15 protein-coding genes are annotated in these 18,339 nt (G+C 64.1%); 8 read left to right on the top strand and 7 right to left on the bottom strand.

What is annotated here, in order from left to right:
• The first annotated feature begins 7 nt into the window (after nt 1-7).
• Genes METLW3_RS0101795 through METLW3_RS0101785 form a run of 3 tightly spaced genes read left to right on the top strand, consistent with a single transcriptional unit; the run spans nt 8 to nt 2,671 of the window.
• Nucleotides 8-1,054: a YVTN family beta-propeller repeat protein gene (locus tag METLW3_RS0101795; protein WP_024878300.1), complete on the top strand. Its 1,047-nt coding sequence runs from the start codon at nt 8-10 to the stop codon at nt 1,052-1,054.
• On the top strand, nt 1,051-1,803 hold the full coding sequence (locus METLW3_RS0101790) for an ABC transporter ATP-binding protein (protein WP_024878299.1): 753 nt from the start codon (nt 1,051-1,053) through the stop codon (nt 1,801-1,803). Before METLW3_RS0101795 ends, METLW3_RS0101790 begins: the two co-directional genes overlap by 4 nt.
• 43 nt (nt 1,804-1,846) lie before the next feature.
• Nucleotides 1,847-2,671, top strand: a complete 825-nt coding sequence (locus tag METLW3_RS0101785) for an ABC transporter permease (protein WP_024878298.1) — start codon at nt 1,847-1,849, stop codon at nt 2,669-2,671.
• An 11-nt stretch (nt 2,672-2,682) separates the two neighbouring features.
• On the opposite strand, the gene METLW3_RS0101780 is transcribed toward METLW3_RS0101785, so the two are convergent.
• From METLW3_RS0101780 to fdhF, 7 genes are all read right to left on the bottom strand, one after another.
• Nucleotides 2,683-3,519, bottom strand: coding sequence for a nitroreductase family protein (locus METLW3_RS0101780; protein ID WP_024878297.1), 837 nt, complete (start codon nt 3,517-3,519; stop codon nt 2,683-2,685).
• A 50-nt stretch (nt 3,520-3,569) separates the two neighbouring features.
• Entirely contained in the window at nt 3,570-4,589 is a 1,020-nt protein-coding gene (locus tag METLW3_RS0101775) for an enoyl-CoA hydratase/isomerase family protein (RefSeq protein ID WP_198022730.1), read from the bottom strand.
• Between the two features lie 91 nt (nt 4,590-4,680).
• On the bottom strand, nt 4,681-5,325 hold the full coding sequence (locus METLW3_RS0101770; protein WP_134187964.1) for a hypothetical protein: 645 nt from the start codon (nt 5,323-5,325) through the stop codon (nt 4,681-4,683).
• A 1-nt stretch (nt 5,326) separates the two neighbouring features.
• On the bottom strand, nt 5,327-7,657 hold the full coding sequence (locus METLW3_RS0101765; RefSeq protein ID WP_024878294.1) for a polysaccharide biosynthesis tyrosine autokinase: 2,331 nt from the start codon (nt 7,655-7,657) through the stop codon (nt 5,327-5,329).
• Between the two features lie 36 nt (nt 7,658-7,693).
• Nucleotides 7,694-8,401, bottom strand: a complete 708-nt coding sequence (locus METLW3_RS0101760; RefSeq protein WP_024878293.1) for a polysaccharide biosynthesis/export family protein — start codon at nt 8,399-8,401, stop codon at nt 7,694-7,696.
• Between the two features lie 102 nt (nt 8,402-8,503).
• Nucleotides 8,504-10,108 carry a sugar transferase gene (locus METLW3_RS26670; protein WP_024878292.1) on the bottom strand — a complete coding sequence of 535 codons (1,605 nt, stop codon included), beginning with the start codon at nt 10,106-10,108 and terminating at the stop codon, nt 8,504-8,506.
• 376 nt (nt 10,109-10,484) lie between these two features.
• Nucleotides 10,485-13,355, bottom strand: a complete 2,871-nt coding sequence (gene fdhF / locus METLW3_RS0101745) for a formate dehydrogenase subunit alpha (RefSeq protein WP_024878291.1) — start codon at nt 13,353-13,355, stop codon at nt 10,485-10,487.
• A 444-nt stretch (nt 13,356-13,799) separates the two neighbouring features.
• On the opposite strand from fdhF, the gene METLW3_RS0101735 reads away from it, so the two are divergent.
• The 5 genes from METLW3_RS0101735 to METLW3_RS0101715 all read left to right on the top strand — a co-directional run bounded on the left by METLW3_RS0101735 (nt 13,800) and on the right by METLW3_RS0101715 (nt 18,259).
• Entirely contained in the window at nt 13,800-14,849 is a 1,050-nt protein-coding gene (locus METLW3_RS0101735) for an ABC transporter substrate-binding protein (RefSeq protein ID WP_024878290.1), read from the top strand.
• A 12-nt stretch (nt 14,850-14,861) separates the two neighbouring features.
• Nucleotides 14,862-15,860 (top strand): iron ABC transporter permease, encoded by a 999-nt coding sequence (locus tag METLW3_RS0101730; protein ID WP_024878289.1) that lies wholly within the window; start codon nt 14,862-14,864, stop codon nt 15,858-15,860.
• 136 nt (nt 15,861-15,996) lie between these two features.
• Entirely contained in the window at nt 15,997-16,809 is an 813-nt protein-coding gene (locus METLW3_RS0101725) for an ABC transporter ATP-binding protein (protein ID WP_024878288.1), read from the top strand.
• Nucleotides 16,806-17,537: a hypothetical protein gene (locus tag METLW3_RS0101720; protein ID WP_024878287.1), complete on the top strand. Its 732-nt coding sequence runs from the start codon at nt 16,806-16,808 to the stop codon at nt 17,535-17,537. The genes METLW3_RS0101725 and METLW3_RS0101720 overlap by 4 nt, the downstream gene beginning before the upstream one ends.
• Complete coding sequence (locus METLW3_RS0101715) at nt 17,537-18,259, top strand: hypothetical protein (RefSeq protein ID WP_024878286.1); 723 nt, start codon at nt 17,537-17,539, stop codon at nt 18,257-18,259. The genes METLW3_RS0101720 and METLW3_RS0101715 overlap by 1 nt, the downstream gene beginning before the upstream one ends.
• Nucleotides 18,260-18,339 lie beyond the last annotated feature (80 nt).

Below are 18,339 nucleotides of genomic sequence, written 5' to 3'. Positions count from 1 at the left end.
GGGTCGGATGAGGGTCCATTCGGGACCGCTCGGCGGCTCGCCCTCATCCGTCGCGCATTCGCACGCCTTCGCCCACAAGTGGGAGCAAGCGCACGCGTTCTGCTCGGCTGCGGTCGCGGCTCTTCTTCTCGCTGCTCCGGCGCAGGCCTTCACCGCCTATGTCAGCAATGAGAAAGGCAATAGCGTCACCATCATCGACACCGACAAGATGGAGGCGATCAAAACGATCAAGGTCGGCCGCCGGCCGCGCGGCATCGAGATCTCCAAGGACAATTCCGAGGTCTATATCTGTGCAGGCGACGACGACACGATTCAGGTGCTCGACACCAAGACGCTCAAGATCACCGGCAATCTGCCCTCCGGTCCCGATCCCGAGCTGATGATTTTGAGCCCCGACGGCAAGACCGTCTATGTGTCGAATGAGAACGACAATCTCGTCACCATGATCGACACCAAGACCAAGCGCCAGATCGGCGACGTGCCTGTCGGCGTCGAGCCGGAAGGCATGGCGGTGAGCCCGGACGGACGCATTCTCGTCAACACGTCCGAGACCACCAATATGGCGCATCTCATCGACACGCAGACGAAGCAGATCATCGCCAATGTGCTGGTCGATGCGCGTCCGCGCTTCGCCGCCTTCATGCCGGATGCCTCCGAGCTGTGGGTGTCGTCGGAGATCGGCGGCACGGTCGCCGTCATCGATCCGCAGAGCCATAAGGTGACGCAGAAAATCCGCTTCGAGATTCCGGGCCTCTCCAAGGAGGCGATCCAGCCGATCGGCATCGCCTTCACCAATGATGGCAAGCGCGCCTTCGTCGCGCTCGGCCCGGCCAATCGCGTCGCCGTCATCGACACGGCGACGAAGAAAATCGAAAAATATCTGCTCGTCGGCCAGCGCGTCTGGCATCTCGCCTTCACGCCGGACGAGAAATATCTCCTGACCGCCAATGGCGTCTCCAATGATATTTCCATCGTCGACGCGGCCAGCCTCAAAGTGCTGAAGTCGATCCCCGTCGGGGCCTTCCCCTGGGGCATTGCGGTCGCCGGCAAATGACCGACGAACCGCTCGCGCTCAACGTCGAGCATATCGGACACAGCTATGGCGCTCGGCGCGCGCTGGACGATGTGAGCTTCTCCGTCGCGGCGGGAAGCTTCACCGTGCTGCTGGGCCTCAATGGCGCCGGCAAGAGCACGCTGTTCTCGCTCATCACACGCCTCTACGCCGCGCGCGAAGGCAAGATCGAGATCTTCGGCCATGATGTCGCGCGCGAGAGCGGCGCGGCGCTACGCCGACTCGGCGTCGTCTTCCAGGCGCGCACGCTCGATCTCGAATTGAGCGTGATGCAGAATTTCGTCTATCACACCGCGCTGCACGGCATAGGCCCCGCCGAAGCGAAGCGCCGTGGGGAGGCCTTGCTGGAGCGCGCCGGCCTCGCGGATCGCGCCAAGGACAAGGCGCGCGATCTCTCCGGCGGCCAGATGCGCCGCGTGGAGATATTGCGCGCGCTGCTGCATGAGCCGCGCGTGCTGCTGCTCGACGAGCCGACTGTCGGCCTCGACATAAAGGCCCGCGCCGATATTCTCGCGCAAGTGCGCGCGCTGGTCGCCGAGCGCAAGCTCGCCGTGCTGTGGACCACGCATCTCATCGACGAGGTGACGCCAAGCGATGATGTCGTCGTGCTCCATCAGGGCAAAGTTCTCGCCGCCGACACATCGGCGAATATAATGGCGGCGACATCGACAGAGTCGATCGGCGCCGCATTCGAGCAATTGACCGGCGCCAAGGCGCGAGACGCGGCATGATGCGGCCCTCACGCCGCGCGCCCGAAGACAAAGCGGAACAGCGATGACGACCGAAACCAGCGGCTTCACCGCGCGCCAATACGCCATCTGCCTCGCCGGCGTGATCTGGCGCGAAGCCTTGCGTTTCCTGCATCAGCGAGAGCGCTTCGTCTCCGCGCTGGTGCGGCCATTGGTTTGGCTGCTCATCTTCGCCGCCGGCTTTCGCCAGGTGCTCGGCGTGTCGATCATCCCGCCCTATGAGACCTATGTTCTCTACGAGGTCTATATCACGCCGGGATTGATGGCGATGATCCAGCTCTTCAACGGCATGCAGTCCTCGCTGTCGATGGTCTACGACCGCGAGATGGGCAATATGCGCACGCTGCTGGTCTCGCCCTTTCCACGCTGGTATCTGCTCGGCGCCAAGCTTCTCGCCGGCGTCGCCGTGTCGATATTGCAAGTCTACGCCTATCTCTTCATCGCCTATTTCTGGGAGATCGAGCCGCCGACGCCGCTCGGCTATCTCACCGTGCTGCCGGCGCTCGTGCTCGCGGGACTGATGTTCGGCGCGCTCGGCATGCTGCTCTCATCCGCGATCAAGCAGCTCGAGAATTTCGCGGGCGTGATGAATTTCGTCATCTTTCCGATGTTCTTCGCCTCATCCGCGCTCTATCCGCTGTGGCGCGTGCAGGAGTCGAGCCCCGTCCTCTATTGGATTTGCCTCGTCAATCCTTTCACCCATGCGGTGGAACTGATCCGCTTCGCCTTTTATGAGAAAATCTCCTGGGACTCGCTCGCCGCCGTCGCCGGCTACACGACGTTCTTCTCCGCCGGCGCGCTCATCGCCTATGATCCCGCCAAGGGAATGCTGATGCGCAAGGGCGGCTGAGCCGCCCCCGCTCACTGGGCCGCTTCGAAAACCCGCTCGTCGCGACGCGCTGCAACAACTCCGAGCGTCGTCTCGATCCAATCGACCGCGACGGGCTTGCGCGTTCGGAACATTTCCGGCGCCGGCAGCGCATCATCGGCCTTGTAGCCGATCAATATGGAAGCGACGATATCGATCTCCGCGCCGAGACCGAGATAATGTCGAAGATCGCGCTGCACATTGAGATAATTGGATTGAATGCAGGTCGCAAGGCCACGCGATTGCGCGGCGAGCGTGACCGCATAAGTGAAATTGGCCAATCCGAAAGTGCGCGTCAACGCATTGACGCGCACCAGCACGGGCACATTGCGCAGCGATGCGAAAAAGCAGCGCAGCCCTTGCAGAAGGCTCGGGTCGCGCGCCGCCCGCCGCAGCAGCGCAGTGAGCGACAAGCGCACGAGATCGACGTATCTGCGCCGGTCCGCGGTGCGATAGACGAGCACCAGCCGCGGCGCGCCTTTGACCTCGAAGAAGCGCCGATACATGCCGGTCACATAGCGCCTCCATTCATCCGCCGTCGCCGGCCTGCGCTCGTCGACCTTGGAAGGCTCCGCGCCGCCATTGCGCAGCACCTGCTCCAGCACCGGAAAGACGGACTCCCATCCGGCGAGCTCGAAGCGCGCGATCACATCCTTCGAGGCGTCGTGGCCAAGGACGATCACCTTCCAGGCTTGCGTGTTGCCCGGCGACGGAGCCCATGATGCGAGCTCGAATATTTCCGCGAGCAATGCGTCGTCGACCGGCGCATCGCTGTAATGCCGAATGGCTCTTCTTTCGCGCAATCCTTGTTCGAGACCGATATCGTCCATGCGCTCACTCCTTCGATTCCACCGACGCTGCGCTTCCATCGCGATGAGCCTCAATTCGGCATAGAGACGCGAACGCTCTCGTCATCGCCCGCTTCCTCGCCAGCGCCGATCGCTTTCGAGAAGTGGCGATTGAGACGCTTCGGCCTCTGGCGATGCGCCGCGATCGATTCCGCCAAGCGCGCTCCGACGCATGAGGATGCGCGCACGCGCGGCGCGTCGATGATCTCGTGCAGCGCCGTCGACAGATCGTCCATTTCATCGACGAAAGCGACATGAGCGAGGATTTGCAGCAAATGCGCTTCGGCGATATTGCGCGTCTCGCCCGTTCGATCTTCGACAGTGAAGAAGGCGTCGCCGATGCGCGCCGGGCGTCCTTGAAAGACCGCCGCCATGCGGTCGATCGCGATTTTCGCGTCGGCGATCCGCTCGGCCAGGGTGAAGCGCTCTATCCTTTCGCGATCGGCGAGAACCTCGGACAGCAGCACGGGAATGGCGTCCGTCACCATGGCGCGCGACATGACATCCCATCCGATGAGCCCGGCCATATGGCAGAGCCCTAATGTATGATAGGGAACGCCGATCCGTAGATGCGGCATCAATACTTTGATATCCGATCGCGCGCAGACGACCTCGCGGCAGCTGAGCGCCAATTCGACGCCGGCGCCGACGAGATGGCCTTCGACGCGCGCCATTGTCGGGACGCTGCGGCCGAGCTCGCGGAGAAGCTGCGTCACACGGACGAAATAATTGTCCTCGCCCAGCAGATCTTCGCCGGGACTGACGCGCCGCGCCGCGGCTTCGAAATCGTTCAGATTGAGACCAGCGCAAGCGACCGAGCCCGAGGCCGTATCGAAAGCGATCTCGAGACGATCGAAGGGCAGCTCGTGAAATCGGCGAAGCGTCTCATAGAGACTATCGGTCGCGGCTTTCGTCAGCGCATTGTGGTTCGGCGGGTCCGAAACGATGACGTGAAGCACGCCGTCGCCGGCCTTGTAGCGCAGGCCCTCGACATCGCCGAGCCCGAGCACGGCGCGCTTCGCCTCTTGTTGAAAATTGACGTCGTGCTGCATTTTGAAATCTCCAATCCGCATGAAATTGGACGCGTCGAAGCTGACGCGCGATAGAGGAGCCGTTCGGCTGCGCCGATGTCGCCTCGCGCGCCTATGATCCGGCGCCCGATTTCGGCGCCTCGACCGCGCGAAGCAGAAATGTCGCGAGCCAGGACGTCTCCGCCTCGACGAAGCTGCTCGGAACCAATATTGCGATCACGATGATCGCGACCGCGATGAGGAAAAGCGACGGCATCAGCAATCGCGACGGACGCCGCTCGATCGGTCGCGGAACCCATGGGATATGGCGCATCGGCGCCGCCACGCGTCGCGCGCTCGCCTGAATCTTGCGTCGATCCGGCGATTCTTGCGCCTCCCGCCACGCGGCGAGCACTCGACGCGCGAAAACGGTCTTCCATTCGGCATGGGCGTGATCGGGATGCAGCCAGATCATCAGCCAGCGCATATGCTTTCGCATATCGGCGCGGCTCGCGCCGGGACGCACGCCGAGAATTCTATGGCTGTCGGCCGTAGGAAAGAACAGGATCTGCTGCACATAAAATTCCGCCGCCGCTTTCACATAGCTCTTGTCCTTGCCGGAGCGCCGCGCGGCCTCCTCGAGCGTTTCCTCGCAGCCGGCCGCGATGCGAATGACCTCGAGCACGTCGTCGGGCAATGGCAGCTCGCGCGCGCGCGCCGCCATCGGCGGGATCGACGCGAGAGCGAGCGCGCATTGCAATGCCCTGCTTCTCGGCACGTCACTGTTCCATCGTCGCGGAAATTGCGCGATCCTTTTGGTTTTTCGCTCCATAGCCGAAATATTCGCCGCCATAGGCAGGACCGTGGCCGTAAGCGTCGCCATAGGCGTAGCCATAAGAATGACCGACGTTGGTCGCGTCGAACTTATTCAGCAGGCAGCCGAGAATACGCGTGCGTGCGAAATCCAGCCGCTTGACCGCCGCACGGACGACGCGCCGGCGCGTGTGCATCGAATCGACCACGAACACAGCGCCATCCACTATGCTGCCGAGCAGGGGCGCGTCGGCGAGGCCCACGACCGGAGGACCATCGATGACGACAATGTCGAATTTCTCTCGCGCCAGCGCGAGCAGCGAGGCGAAGCGCGGTCCGGCCAAAAGCTCCGCGGGATTCGGCGGCACAGGACCGGAGGACATGAAGGTGACGCCATAGATGAGATTCTCGGTGACGGCGGCGGAGGCGTCCAATGCCCCGGTCAGCACATTGGCGAGGCCGCTGCTGTTGTCGACGGAGAGTATGTCGTGCAACGACGGCTTGCGCATATCTGCATCGATCAGCAGCACCTGCATTCCGAGCTGCGCGAAATTGGCCGCGATGCAGACCGATGTCGTCGACTTGCCCTCTCCTGGCCGCGAGCTCGTGACGAGGAGCGTCTTGGGCGCGCCCGTGGCCGTCGAGAATTGCAGCGACGTCCGCAGCGAGCGATAGGCTTCCGCCATTGAGGACAGAGGATCGCCGATGACCTCGTTCGCGACAGAATAGGACGGGTCGCGGGCTTTCTCGTCATCCCGCCGCACGAGTGGAATGACGCCGAGCACGGTGAGGCCGAGCGCCTCCTCGATCTCTTCCGGAATCTTGAACGTATCGTCGAGAAATTCGCGCACCGCGATCGTCGCGACCGAGATGAGCAGGCCGAGGACAATGGCGAGGCCGAGATTCTTCAGCAGCCGCGGACTCGACGGGCTCTTCGGCCGCTCCGCCTTGTCGATGACCGAGACATTGTTGGTCCCGATCGCGCCGGTCACGCCGACCTCCTTATATTGCTGCAGCAGGCCGTCGTACAAGGACCGGTTGGTGTCGACCTCTCTTTGCAGAATAGTGTATTGAATGCTGCGATCCCGCAGATCGAGCGCATCTGCCTTCAGGCTTTCGATGCGCTTGAGGAACGACGATTCCTGATCGCGCGCGGCTTCATAGCGCGCCTTGATCGCCTGACGAATGAACTCGACGTGCTCCCTGATCTGGCGATCATATTCCGCGATCTGCGCCCGCAACTGCCTCATCTCTGGAAAGTCCGGCTTCATGACGCCGAGCTTGTCCTGATATTCCGCCATCAGCTCGGTGCGGCGTTCGCGGGCTTTCTGAATGCTCTTGTCGTCCAGCACCTGCGGCAATCCCAATCCGCTGCCGCTCTGCGCCTGCATCCACAGCTGCTCTTCCTTGATGCGCTGCGCCATGGCGGCGCCGAGGGCGTCGTTGAGCGATTTGAGATTGGCCCCGGTGATGGAGAGCTTGTCATCGACATTCACAATGCCTTCGCGTTGCGCATAGGCGACGAGCTGCTTCTCGGAGTCTTCCAATTTGAGCTTCACCTGCTGCAGCTTCTCCTCGAGGAAAGTGCGCGCATAGGCGGAGGCGCTGTAGCGGCGGTCCAGCGTCATCGCTACGAAATTCTCGGCGACCGCTGCGCTGACCTGCTGCGCGAGAATGGCGCTTTTGCTGCTGAAGCTGACCTTCACGATGCGCGACATCGGAATCGGCTGCACCGCAAGGCCTTTCAGCACGGCGTCGACCGCCAAGCGTCGCCTGCGGACATTTTCGGGCTCCTCCTCGCGTCGCTCGAACAGGCCTTGAAGCACGCGCCCGAGGAGAGAGACCTCCACATCGACGAAGCCCTTCTTGTCCGCGAGGGAGAGCGAGGACACGACGCGCTCGGCGAGCGCGTGACTCTTCAAAAGCTCGTATTGAGTCGTGTAGAATTGCGGATCGTCGGTTTTCTCCACCAGCGCGTCTTGAATGCGCACGACCTTCGCGGCCTCGCGATCGATCTGCATCGTCGTCGTCGCCGTATAGATTCGCGGCATCAGGAATGTGATGACGAAGGCGCAGAATATCGCGCCGGCGCAGATAGCGGCCACGAGAATGCGATACTTGATGAGCAAGCCGACATATTTGAGGAAGTTCGAGGCGCCGCTATTCTCGTCGAAGCTCGGCTGCCGTTCGTCACAAGGGGCAGAGTAGCGTCTGCCGGCGACGATCGCTCGCTCCGATTGCGTGGCGTCGAGAGCGACGGCAGACGCACCCGTCTCTGGCCTTTGATCCGCGCTCATTCCAAAAACGACCTTTCTAGCGTTGACTTTGGAGCGTCACCAAGGTCTCGCTCCGATGCTGAGCATTGCGGGGACCGCCGATTTGATGACTTGCACGCCTGTGCGCGCCAAGGATTCATCGACGACGATCGTGTCTCCGCCATAGACCAGCGGATCGGGCGCCTGGCCGGAACGAATGGCGGCGACGTCGAATTTCGCGCTGACGCGCCTTTGATCGGAGACGCGGATCAGCGTCACCGCTGAGTCGCCGACGTCATTGATCCCTTCCGCCATCGCCAGCGCTTGCAGCAGCGTGTTCTTGCCCTTGAGCGCATAGACGCCGGGCTTTTTGACCGCGCCTTCGACCGTCACGCGAAGCCCGACCGATTCTCTCACGAACACCGACACCTGCGGCGATTGCAGATATTTCGCCGCGAGCTTGCGCGTGAGCTCGGCTTCCAGCTCGCTCACCGTGCGACCTGCGGCGACGACTCCGCCGATCAAGGGAAAGGAGATGCGGCCATTGCCGTCGACCTGCGCCACGCGGCTGAGATTGGTAAAGCCGAATATGTTTATTTCCAGCACGTCCTGCGCGGAGATGCGATAATCGCTCTGTGTGAAATCCGTGTCGGCTCTCGCCGTGTCGGGCTCTGGAAGGCTGGCGGTGTAGGACGGGTCGACGCCCACGCCGACCTGCGGAGAGCATCCGGAAAGCGTGACGCAAATGGCGGCGAGCGCCGAAAATCGGAATAGACACACAATCATAATCTGGCCTTTGCTCCCGTGGGCGCGCATCCTCTGCTCGACCGAAACTCTTGTGAAAAAGGCTATCGAACAGCGCGCCGCGCGAAATCTCCGGCGCCTCGGTCAGCTGGGCTCGACGGCGCGATAGGGGTAATCCATCGCCACCGCGTCGAGCGCCGGTAGCCTCTCGGCGCGTTCCGCGACCGCGCGGCGACGGTCGCGCGGCGTCTCGCGCTCGCATGGGGCATCGCGACGCGATGCGGCATGCGCTGCAAACTCTTGGCGATACCAGCGGATTGCATGCTCGACCGCGCGTCCGTTCAGCTTCTCGCCGCCGAGCGCGACGAGCAGCGTCCCAATGACGATGTCGAGATCGAGCCGCGGGCCGGCGTGCTTGATGTACCAGAGGTCGAGCGCGTTTTTTTCTTCCGGCGTGACGATGGCGCCGCCATTGATCTGCGCCCAGCCGGTGACGCCCGGACGCACGCTGAGTCGCGGTCCCGGATCCTCGGGCTGATCCTGCGGCAAGAGCGGCCGCGGGCCGATGAGCGACATTTGGCCCGCGATCACATTATAGAGCTGCGGAATTTCGTCGAGGCGGCTCGCGCGGATGATGCGGCCGATGCGGGATAGACGCTGCTCCTCCGGCGCCGGACGGCCCTTGTCGTCGAAAGGCGCGCGATAGGTGCGGAACTTATAGAGCAGGAATTTCTGGCCGTTCTTGCCGATTCGCTGCTGCCAGAACAATATGGGCGCGCCGACATCGATAAAGACGACATAGGCGACGCAGATCGCGAGTGGAAAGGCTGCGACGAGCAGCAGGCTCGCGGCGCAAATGTCGATGACGCGCTTCGCCTTGAAGTATGCGGGCGTCTCGAATGTCTCGATCGCGCCGAGCTCCTGCGCCGCGGCGGGCGGCGCAGCGATGAAGTTCCACGCTTCCGTTATGCAGTGGATCGGCACGCCGCGCGCCGCGCATTGCGCCTCGACCGTAGCGAGAAGATCGGCGGGCAGGAAGGTCATGTCCTCGGCGCGCCACACCTCGTCGACTTCGACGCCATGGACGGCGTATTCGTCGATGACGGCGCCGATGTCGCTGGGGTCGCCGACGATGGAGACGCCGGCGATCTTGCGGCCGAGGAGCGCTGGGCGCGCGTCGAGCGCAGCGACGATCTGGGTCGTGCGCGGCCGCAGATAATCCGTCAATTTGATCGCCGCCGAGGCGAAGCGATCGACGCCGACGACGATCACGCGGCGCAATTCGGCCTCGGCCTCCGCGCTGTCGAGCTCGTGCTTGCGCGAGAGATCCTTGTGAAGCGCGCGCATCGTCATGCGCGTGGCGATCATGCCCGCGACGAGCACCAATCCGAAGATCAAGGGCGTCGAACGCGGCACGCCTTCGAAGCGCGTGAGCGCGAGAAGAATGGCCGAGCTGGAAGCGACCGCGCAAGCGGTGGCGCCGCAGAGGGCGAAGGCGTCGCGCAGGGAGAAGAACTGCCCCATGCGATCGCTCAGCCGAAAGGCGAGGATCATGACGATGGCGCAGCCTGCGGAGATGACCGCATATTGATAAGGCGCTGGAAATGCCGCCGGAAAATCGCCGGGGTCGAGCAGCAGAGGATCGCGCAGAGCGAGCGCGATAATCGGCGCGATGATCGCCGACAGAAGATCGGCGGGCTCGATACGAAAACGAATGCGGTCTCTCGATGCTGGCGAAGCCAATCGCATGGCGCAAATTCTCCGATCGCGATCGGAAACTGGCGTGCATTTTTCGAAAAGTCACTCCGGGCTGGCGTCTAAGGCCAATGACGGACGCACGCATCTGCGCAAGCGCGCGGACGCGTGCGCACAATCGCGAAAAGGCCAGAAAATCATTGTCGGAAGGTGTGGCGCAGTCGCCGCGAAGGACACGCGGGATGACGCCGGCGGCGCGTCTGGAGCCGCGGGAAAATTCGGCGCGCGGAGGCGCCGAGCGAGCGAGTCGTTTGTGGATAAGTTCGCAGGCGCGGCTGGCGTGCCAGATTGTCGCGACGGCCTCGCCGCTTGAGCGCATTTCGAGCGGCGAGGCCGGATGATCGGCAAAGATCGCGCGGCTAGATCAGCGCTACTCGCCGGCGGCGGCGATCTGTCGGCTCTTCTCCGACATTTCGCGATAGCGCTCCTGCCATTCGGTGGGGCCGTTGGAAGGCGAGACCTGCACCGCCGTCACCTTATATTCCGGACAATTGGTCGCCCAATCGGAATTGTCGGTGGTGACGACATTGGTCTGGCAGAGAGGATGGTGGAAGGTTGTGTAGACGACGCCGGGCGCGACGCGATCGGTGATCTTGGCGTGGAGCGTCGTTTCGCCGGCGCGGCTCTGCACACGCACCCAATCGCCCTCGCGCACGCCGCGCACCTCGGCGTCATGTGGATGGAGCTCAAGCACGTCCTCGGGATGCCATTGGCTGTTCTCGGTGCGGCGGGTCTGCGCGCCGACATTATATTGTGAGAGTATGCGCCCCGTCGTCAGCAGCAGCGGGAAGCGCGGCCCGGTGCGCTCCTCCGTCGGCACATATTCGGTGATGACGAACTTGCCCTTGCCGCGCGCGAATTTGTCTATGTGCATGATCGGCATGCCTTCCGGCGACAGATCATTGCAGGGCCATTGCACCGAGCCCACCTCGTCGAGCTTGGCGTAGGAGACATGCGCGAAAGAAGGCGTGAGCTTGGCGATCTCGTCCATGATCTCGCTCGGATGCGAGTAGCTCCAATTGCAGCCGAGCGCATTGGCGAAGAGCTGCGTCGCCTCCCAATCGGCATAGCGCGCCTTGGGGCTCATCACGCGGCGCACGCGCTGAATGCGGCGCTCGGCGTTGATGAAGACGCCGTCCTTCTCGAGAAAGCTCGCGCCGGGCAGGAAGACATGCGCGTAATTGGCGGTCTCATTGAGGAAGAGATCCTGCACCACGAGACATTCCAGCGCGCCGAGACCGGCGGAGACATGCTTTATGTCCGGGTCGGACTGCAGAATATCCTCGCCCTGCACATAGAGGCCCTTGAACACGCCATCGACGGCGGCGTCGAACATGTTGGGAATGCGCAGACCCGGCTCGCTGTCCAGCGGAACGCCCCAGGCCTCCTCGAACAGCTTGCGCACATTGTCGTCGGAGACATGGCGATAGCCGGGGAACTCATGCGGGAAAGACCCCATGTCGCAGGAGCCCTGCACATTGTTCTGCCCGCGCAGCGGATTGACGCCGACTCCGGGGCGGCCGAGATTGCCCGTCGCCATGGCGAGATTGGCGATGGCCATCACCGTGGTCGAGCCCTGGCTGTGCTCGGTGACGCCGAGGCCATAATAAATGGTGGCGTTGCCGCCGGTGGCGTAGAGGCGCGCGGCGCCGCGCACGAGATGCGCGGGAACGCCGGTGAATTTCTCCACCGCCTCGGGGCTGTTGTTCTCCTCGCCGACAAAGGCGGCCCATTCCAAATACTCGTCCCAATCGCAACGCTCGCGCACAAAGGCCTCATTCACGAGCCCCTCTTTCACCACCACATGGGCGAGAGCGGTGACGATGGCGACATTGGTTCCCGGCCGCAGCGGCAGATGGAAGGCCGCGCGGATGTGGGGCGAGCGCACCAGCTCCGTGCGGCGCGGATCGACGACGATGAGCTTGGCGCCCTCGCGAATACGCCGCTTGATCTGCGAGCCGACCACCGGATGCGCGTCGGTCGGATTGCAGCCGATGATGAGAATGACATCCGCCTCGGCGACCGAGTCGAAATCCTGCGTGCCGGCGGAGGTGCCGAAGGCTTGGCTGAGGCCATAGCCGGTCGGCGAATGGCAGACGCGCGCGCAAGTGTCGACATTATTATTGCCGAAGCCGCTGCGGATGAGCTTTTGCACGAGGAAAGTCTCCTCGCTGGTGCAGCGCGAGGAGGTGATGCCGCCCACAGCGAGCCGGCCGTATTTCGCCTGAATGCGCTTGAACTCGGAGGCGGCGTGGGAGATCGCCTCCTCCCATGACACTTCGCGCCAGGGGTCGGTGATCTTCTCGCGGATCATCGGGCTGGTCACGCGGTCGCGATGCAGCGCATAGCCATAGGCGAAACGGCCCTTGATGCAGCTGTGGCCATGATTGGCCTTGCCGTCCTTCCAAGGGACCATGCGCACGATCTCCTCGCCGCGCATCTCCGCCTTGAAGGCGCAGCCGACGCCGCAATAGGCGCAAGTGGTGACGGCGGAATGTTCCGGCTGGCCGATGGCCACGACGGAATTCTCGGTGAGCGTCGCCGTGGGGCAGGCCTGCACACAGGCGCCGCAGGAGACGCATTCCGACTCCATGAAGGCCTCGCCGGCGCCGGGCGAGACGCGGCTGTCGAAGCCGCGGCCTTCGATCGTCAGCGCGAATGTGCCTTGCACTTCCTGGCAGGCGCGCACGCAGCGATTGCAGACGATGCATTTGGCGGGATCATAGGTGAAATAAGGATTGGATTTGTCCTTGGGCTTCCAATCCTCATTGCGGCGGCCTTCGAGGCGCGCCGTCACATGGTTACGCCCGCTATAGCCATAGCGCACCTCGCGCAGGCTCACCGCGCCAGCCATGGACTGCAGCTCGCAATCGCCATTGGCCGGGCAGGTGAGACAGTCGAGAGGATGGTCCGAAATATAGAGCTCCATTATGCCGCGGCGGATGGAGTCGAGCCGCGGCGAGAAGGTCTTCACCGCAATGCCGGGCATGACCGGCGTGGTGCAGGAGGCGGAGAGATTGCCGCGCCCTTCGATCTCTATGAGGCAGAGACGGCAGGAGCCGAAAGAATGGAGATTGTCGGAGGCGCAGAGCTTTGGGATTTCAATGCCGATCTGCATCGCCGCGCGCATGATCGACGTGCCTTCCGGCACGGTGATCTCCGTCCCGTCGATGGTCAGAGTGACTTCCTTCTCGGAGCGGGAAGCCGGCGTTCCATAGTCGATTTCCTTGATGAGGCTCATGATTCTAGTCCCCGCGAGGCCGGAAGGATTCGATGTAGTATAATTACATAACGATCGACAGGAAGGTTTTTGTCAATATCTGCAAATCGTCGCTCGATAGGCGAAGCCTATAATCTCGTCCAGATGACCGCAGATACGCGGGAGCGGCCGCGGCTGTTCAAAAACATATGCGCCGAATATATCGATATGAAAGACGATGGCCGAGGGCGCTCGATGCGAGCCTGAAGGCTCGCGGTCCAATCCCCGCCCCGGACCGCGAGCCTTCCGGCTCGCTCTTTTCCGACGATCGGCCGAACAGCAGGCCGCCGCCTCGAAAAGGACAGGCGAGGCTAGAATTTGGCCTTGCGCGGCGCAGCCTTCGGTCTCTATGGTCGCTATCTATATAAGATGCATATATATCGTATGCGTCTTCCCGCCATCGCCGAAGGTCGAAAGGCCTCGCCCATGCCCTCGACGCATCGCTTCGTCCGGAACCGCTTCCTCTGCGCCCTGCTGGCGCTGCTCGCGCTCGCGGGTCCGGCGCGCGCCGGCGAAATGCGCGAGGTCACGGACATGGCCGGCCGCAAGGTCGTGATCCCGGCCGATCCCAAGCGCATCTTCGGCGCGGCGCCGCCGGTGGCGGTGACGCTCTACGCCATAGCGCCGGAGCGGCTCATCGGCATCAATGTGCCGATGCGCGGCGACGAGAAATCGCTCTATCGCAAGGAGGCGCTCGATCTGCCCGTGCTCGGCAGCAATGCGGGCATGGGCCGGCAGCTCAATCTCGAGGAGATCGCGGCGATGCGGCCCGATCTCATCATCGCCTGGCTCGGCTTCTATCAGGAGAAGGCGAAGGTGGTGGAGAGCTTCGCCAAGATCGGCGTTCCGGTGATCTTCTTGAAGCTCGACACGCTGGACGATTATGCCGACGCTTTCGCCTTTCTCGGACAAATCGTCGGACGCGAGGCGAAAGCCGCCGAAATGTCCGCCTATATTCGCGACGCGCTTCTCCGCGTGCGCAAGGCGACCGCCGATATTCCGCCGGCGGAGCGGCTGCGCGTCTATTACGCCGAATCCGCCGACGGGCTCGCGACCGATTGCGATAAGAGCTTCCATACGGAGCCGATCGTCATAGCGGCGGGCGACAATATCTATCATTGCGAGCAGAGCTCGCATGTCGGCATGGACAAGATCAGCGTCGAGCAGATCGTCGCGCTGAAGCCGTCGCTGATATTGACGCAGGACAAGAGTTTCGCGGCCCTCGCCAAGAGCAGCGCGCTATGGCGCAATGTGGAGGCGGTGAAGAACGGCCGCATCGTGAATGTCCCGCATGCGCCCTTCAACTGGCTCGATCGTCCGCCGAGTTATATGCGCGCGCTCGGAATCCAATGGCTGGCCAATCTCTTCTATCCGTCGCGCTTTCCGCTCGATGTGAAGGGCGAGACCAAAAAATTCTACCGGCTCTTTCTCGGCGTCGATATTTCCGACGCCGATTTCACCCGCATAATGGAATGAGTGGCGGTTCCGATGCGCCTCGCCCTTCTGCCCTTCCTCCTGCTGACGGTCATTGTTCTGGCTCTCTCGGTCGGACGCTATCCGCTCGCGCCAGCGGATATTTTCGCCTATCTCGGCGCCGTTCTGGGGCTCGTCGAGCTTCCCCCGGAGCGTTTCGATCTCCTGCATAATCTCATCGTCGAGATTCGCCTGCCGCGCGTGCTGGCGGCGGGGCTCATCGGCGCCGCGCTCTCGGCCTCGGGCGCGTCCTTCCAGGCGGTGTTCCGCAATCCGCTGGTCTCGCCGGGCATTCTCGGCGTGCTGGGCGGCGCCGGCTTCGGCGCGGCGCTCGGCATTCTGCTCTCCGGCGATTTTCTCACCATTCAGCTCTCCGCTTTCGCCATGGGGCTGGTCGCCGTCGGCGTCGGCGTCATCGTCGCCAATCTCTTCGGCGCCGCCTCCATGGTGACTCTCGTGCTCGGCGGCATGATCTCCGGCGCGCTGTTCACCTCGGCGCTGTCGCTCGTCAAATATGCCGCCGATCCTTACGATCAGCTGCCCGCGATCGTCTATTGGATGATGGGGAGCCTCGGCGCCGTCGATCTGAAGCAATTGCGCGGCGCCGCTCTGCCCATCCTCGCCGGCGTCGGCGCTCTGGCGGCGGCGGGCCGCGCGCTGGATGCGCTCTCTATGGGCGATGACGAGGCGCGCTCGCTCGGCGTGCCGGTGCATGCGACGCGCTATGGCGTCATCATCGCGGCGACTCTGGTCTCCTCGCTGTCCGTCTCGCTCGCCGGCATGATCGGCTGGGTCGGGCTGGTCGTGCCGCATGTGGCGCGGCTCGCCATAGGGCCGACCAACAGCCGGCTGCTGCCGGCGAGCGCGCTGCTGGGCGCGACCTTTCTCATCGCCGCCGATTGCGTGGCCCGCAACATCACCCGCGCTGAGATACCGATCGGCGTCGTCACCGAATTGCTCGGCATACCGGCTTTCATCCTCGTGCTCGGCCGGGCGCGGAGGGCCTGGGCGTGAGGCGGAGGGCAGTGGAGCGCCCCCTCCTCGACGCTCGCCCGCAGCGCGGGAAAGGGGGCGCCAGCGATAGGCGCGCGCGCCGTCTCGAAGAGGCGCGACGCCTGCCCCCTCTCCCGCATCGCCGAGAGGCCGTATCGTGAGAGCGCCGTCTGCGACCGCGCAGCTGCGCGGCGTCGATCTGCATTTTTCGCGCGGCAAGCGCAGCGTGCTGAATGGCGCGACGCTCGGCTTCGGGACTGGCGAGATCGTCGCCCTGCTCGGCGCCAATGGCGCGGGCAAGAGCACATTGTTCCGCCTGCTGCTCGGCTTTCTCACGGCGCGGAGCGGCGAGGTTCGGCTCGACGGCCTCCAGCTCTCCTCCTTTTCGCGACGCGAGATCGCCAAGCGCGTCGCCTATGTGCCGCAGGGACATGTCACGCCTTTTCCCTATACGGTGCGCGAGGTGGTCACGCTCGGCCGCCTGCCGGAGACGGGCCTGCTGCGCGCGCCCCGCGCCGAGGATCGCGAGATCGTCGAAAGCGTCATCGCGCGGCTCGGCATGGAGCGGCTGATCGACCGGCCCTATACGGAGATTTCCGGCGGCGAGCGGCAGCTCACGCTCATCGCCCGCGCGCTGGCGCAAGGCGCGCGCCTTTTGGTGATGGACGAGCCGGCGACAGGGCTCGACTATGGCTATCAGCTGCGGCTGATGCGGCATTTGTCCGATCTTACCGCCGACGGCCATGGCGTGCTGGTCAGCACCCATCATCCCGAACATGCGATGCAGCTGGCGACGCGCATCGCCATTTTGAACGAGGGCCGCATAGAGGCCGATGGCGCGCCGCAGGCGGTGGTGACGGCGGAGCGCATCTCGCGCCTCTATGGCGTCGAGGTGGCGGTGTTCGACGATCCTTTCGGCGCGCGGCGGCTCGCGCCCATCGCCGGGCGGAACGGAAGGGCCGAAGGATGAAGCTCTATATGGGCTTCGACGACACCGACGTCGCCGGAGCGAAGATCGGCACCGGGCGGCTGGTGCGCATGTTCGAGCGCAAGCTCCCGGAAGGCGCGCGGCTCTGGGGCGCGCTGCGCCATCAATTGCTCGTCGATCCGCGCATTCCCTTCACCTCGCACAACAGCCCGGCCTGCGCCGTGGTGGAGATAGAGGACGAGGCGCTGATCCCTTCCCTCACCGCCCGCGCGATCACCCATATCGCCGAGCTGGCCAGCGACGGCTCCGACCCTGGCCTCTGCATCGCGCGGGAGGCCGACGATCTTTCCGAGATCATCGCATTCGGCCTCTCCTGCACGCATGAGATCGAGACGCAGGATCATGCGAGAGCGGTGGCCGCCCGCGCCGGCGTCGAGCTGCTCGGCCTCGGCGGAACCAATGACGGAATCATCGGCGCGCTGGCCGCCGTCGGCCTCTCCGCCTATGGCTGGTGCGGCCGCTTTCTGGAATATGGACGGCTGCGCCGCCTGCCCGATCCGATCTCTGTGGCGGCGCTGGCCGAGGCCGGCATAGAAGCGGCCGCGATCGACAAATATGCGCGCGCGCTCGATCCAGAGGCGATGATTCATACCGGCGGCTGGCTGTCGCCGCGGCTCTGGGGCGGACGCGCCGTCGCGCCGGTGGAGGAGAAGGACGGCCGCCTCATCGCCATAGGCAAGCGCCCGCGCGACGCCGAGGTCGCCGACTGATGCGCCTCCTCATCGGCATGGACGACACAGACGGCGCCGGCTGGGCGGCCAGCACGGCGCGGCTGGCGCGCGAATTCGGCGACATGCTCGCGGGCGAGACGCGCTTCATCGGCTCGGTCGGCCATATTCTGTTTTCCGGCGTGACGGCGACGACCAATAACAAGGCCTCCTGCCTCGTCGTCGAGAGCGAGCGCGCCGATGCGGCGGATTTTCTGCTCGCCCAGGCCGCCGCCTATGTGGAAGCCAATGCGGCGCCCTCCAGCGCGCCGGGAATCGTCGTGGCCGGCGCCGAGGCGGAAGCGCTCATCGACTTCGGCCGCGCCGCCAGCCGGCGCGAGATTCGCCCCGAGGAGCTGCCGCCTTTGATCGAAGGTCTGCGCGTCGCCGGCCTGCGCGGGGGCCGCGGCCTCATCGGCGCGGCGGCGGCGGTGGGGCTGACGGCGCGCGGATGGTCCGGACGCTGGCTCGAATTCGGCGGGCTGCGCCGGCTCGACCGCGCTGTGCAGGCGCGAGAGCTGAGAGCGCTCGGAATTTTCCTCGTCTCGCTGGAAACGGACGCCGAGGCGCCCGCGCCCGACGATTGGATCGACACCCATGGGCGGCTACGGCCGCAACTCGCGGCCGGCCGCGCCGTTCTGCCCTTGCGCCGCATCGGCGAGGGCATGTGGGAGGCGGCGACGGGAGAAACGGCCGACGCCGCGCCGTCGCGGAAATCTCGATAGCGAACGAAAATACATATATTCTATATCGCGATAGATGGCGTCATATGCATCGCTTTGCCGATATAATGGACTTGCCGCCA

Source organism: Methylosinus sp. LW3 (assembly GCF_000527115.1).
GTDB lineage: Bacteria > Pseudomonadota > Alphaproteobacteria > Rhizobiales > Beijerinckiaceae > Methylosinus.
The sequence above is the reverse complement of the archived record's forward strand: the minus strand, read 5'-3'. Positions and strand labels throughout refer to the sequence as shown.

What these genes read in the sequence shown, in the direction of transcription:
- METLW3_RS0101795 (WP_024878300.1), top strand. Translation starts at nt 8, where the DNA reads ATGAGGGTCCATTCGGGACCGCTCGGCGGCTCGCCCTCATCCGTCGCG.
- METLW3_RS0101790 (WP_024878299.1), top strand. Translation starts at nt 1,051, where the DNA reads ATGACCGACGAACCGCTCGCGCTCAACGTCGAGCATATCGGACACAGC.
- METLW3_RS0101785 (WP_024878298.1), top strand. Translation starts at nt 1,847, where the DNA reads ATGACGACCGAAACCAGCGGCTTCACCGCGCGCCAATACGCCATCTGC.
- METLW3_RS0101780 (WP_024878297.1), bottom strand. Translation starts at nt 3,519, where the DNA reads ATGGACGATATCGGTCTCGAACAAGGATTGCGCGAAAGAAGAGCCATT.
- METLW3_RS0101775 (WP_198022730.1), bottom strand. Translation starts at nt 4,589, where the DNA reads ATGCAGCACGACGTCAATTTTCAACAAGAGGCGAAGCGCGCCGTGCTC.
- METLW3_RS0101765 (WP_024878294.1), bottom strand. Translation starts at nt 7,657, where the DNA reads ATGAGCGCGGATCAAAGGCCAGAGACGGGTGCGTCTGCCGTCGCTCTC.
- METLW3_RS0101760 (WP_024878293.1), bottom strand. Translation starts at nt 8,401, where the DNA reads ATGATTGTGTGTCTATTCCGATTTTCGGCGCTCGCCGCCATTTGCGTC.
- METLW3_RS26670 (WP_024878292.1), bottom strand. Translation starts at nt 10,108, where the DNA reads ATGCGATTGGCTTCGCCAGCATCGAGAGACCGCATTCGTTTTCGTATC.
- fdhF (WP_024878291.1), bottom strand. Translation starts at nt 13,355, where the DNA reads ATGAGCCTCATCAAGGAAATCGACTATGGAACGCCGGCTTCCCGCTCC.
- METLW3_RS0101735 (WP_024878290.1), top strand. Translation starts at nt 13,800, where the DNA reads ATGCCCTCGACGCATCGCTTCGTCCGGAACCGCTTCCTCTGCGCCCTG.
- METLW3_RS0101730 (WP_024878289.1), top strand. Translation starts at nt 14,862, where the DNA reads ATGCGCCTCGCCCTTCTGCCCTTCCTCCTGCTGACGGTCATTGTTCTG.
- METLW3_RS0101720 (WP_024878287.1), top strand. Translation starts at nt 16,806, where the DNA reads ATGAAGCTCTATATGGGCTTCGACGACACCGACGTCGCCGGAGCGAAG.
- METLW3_RS0101715 (WP_024878286.1), top strand. Translation starts at nt 17,537, where the DNA reads ATGCGCCTCCTCATCGGCATGGACGACACAGACGGCGCCGGCTGGGCG.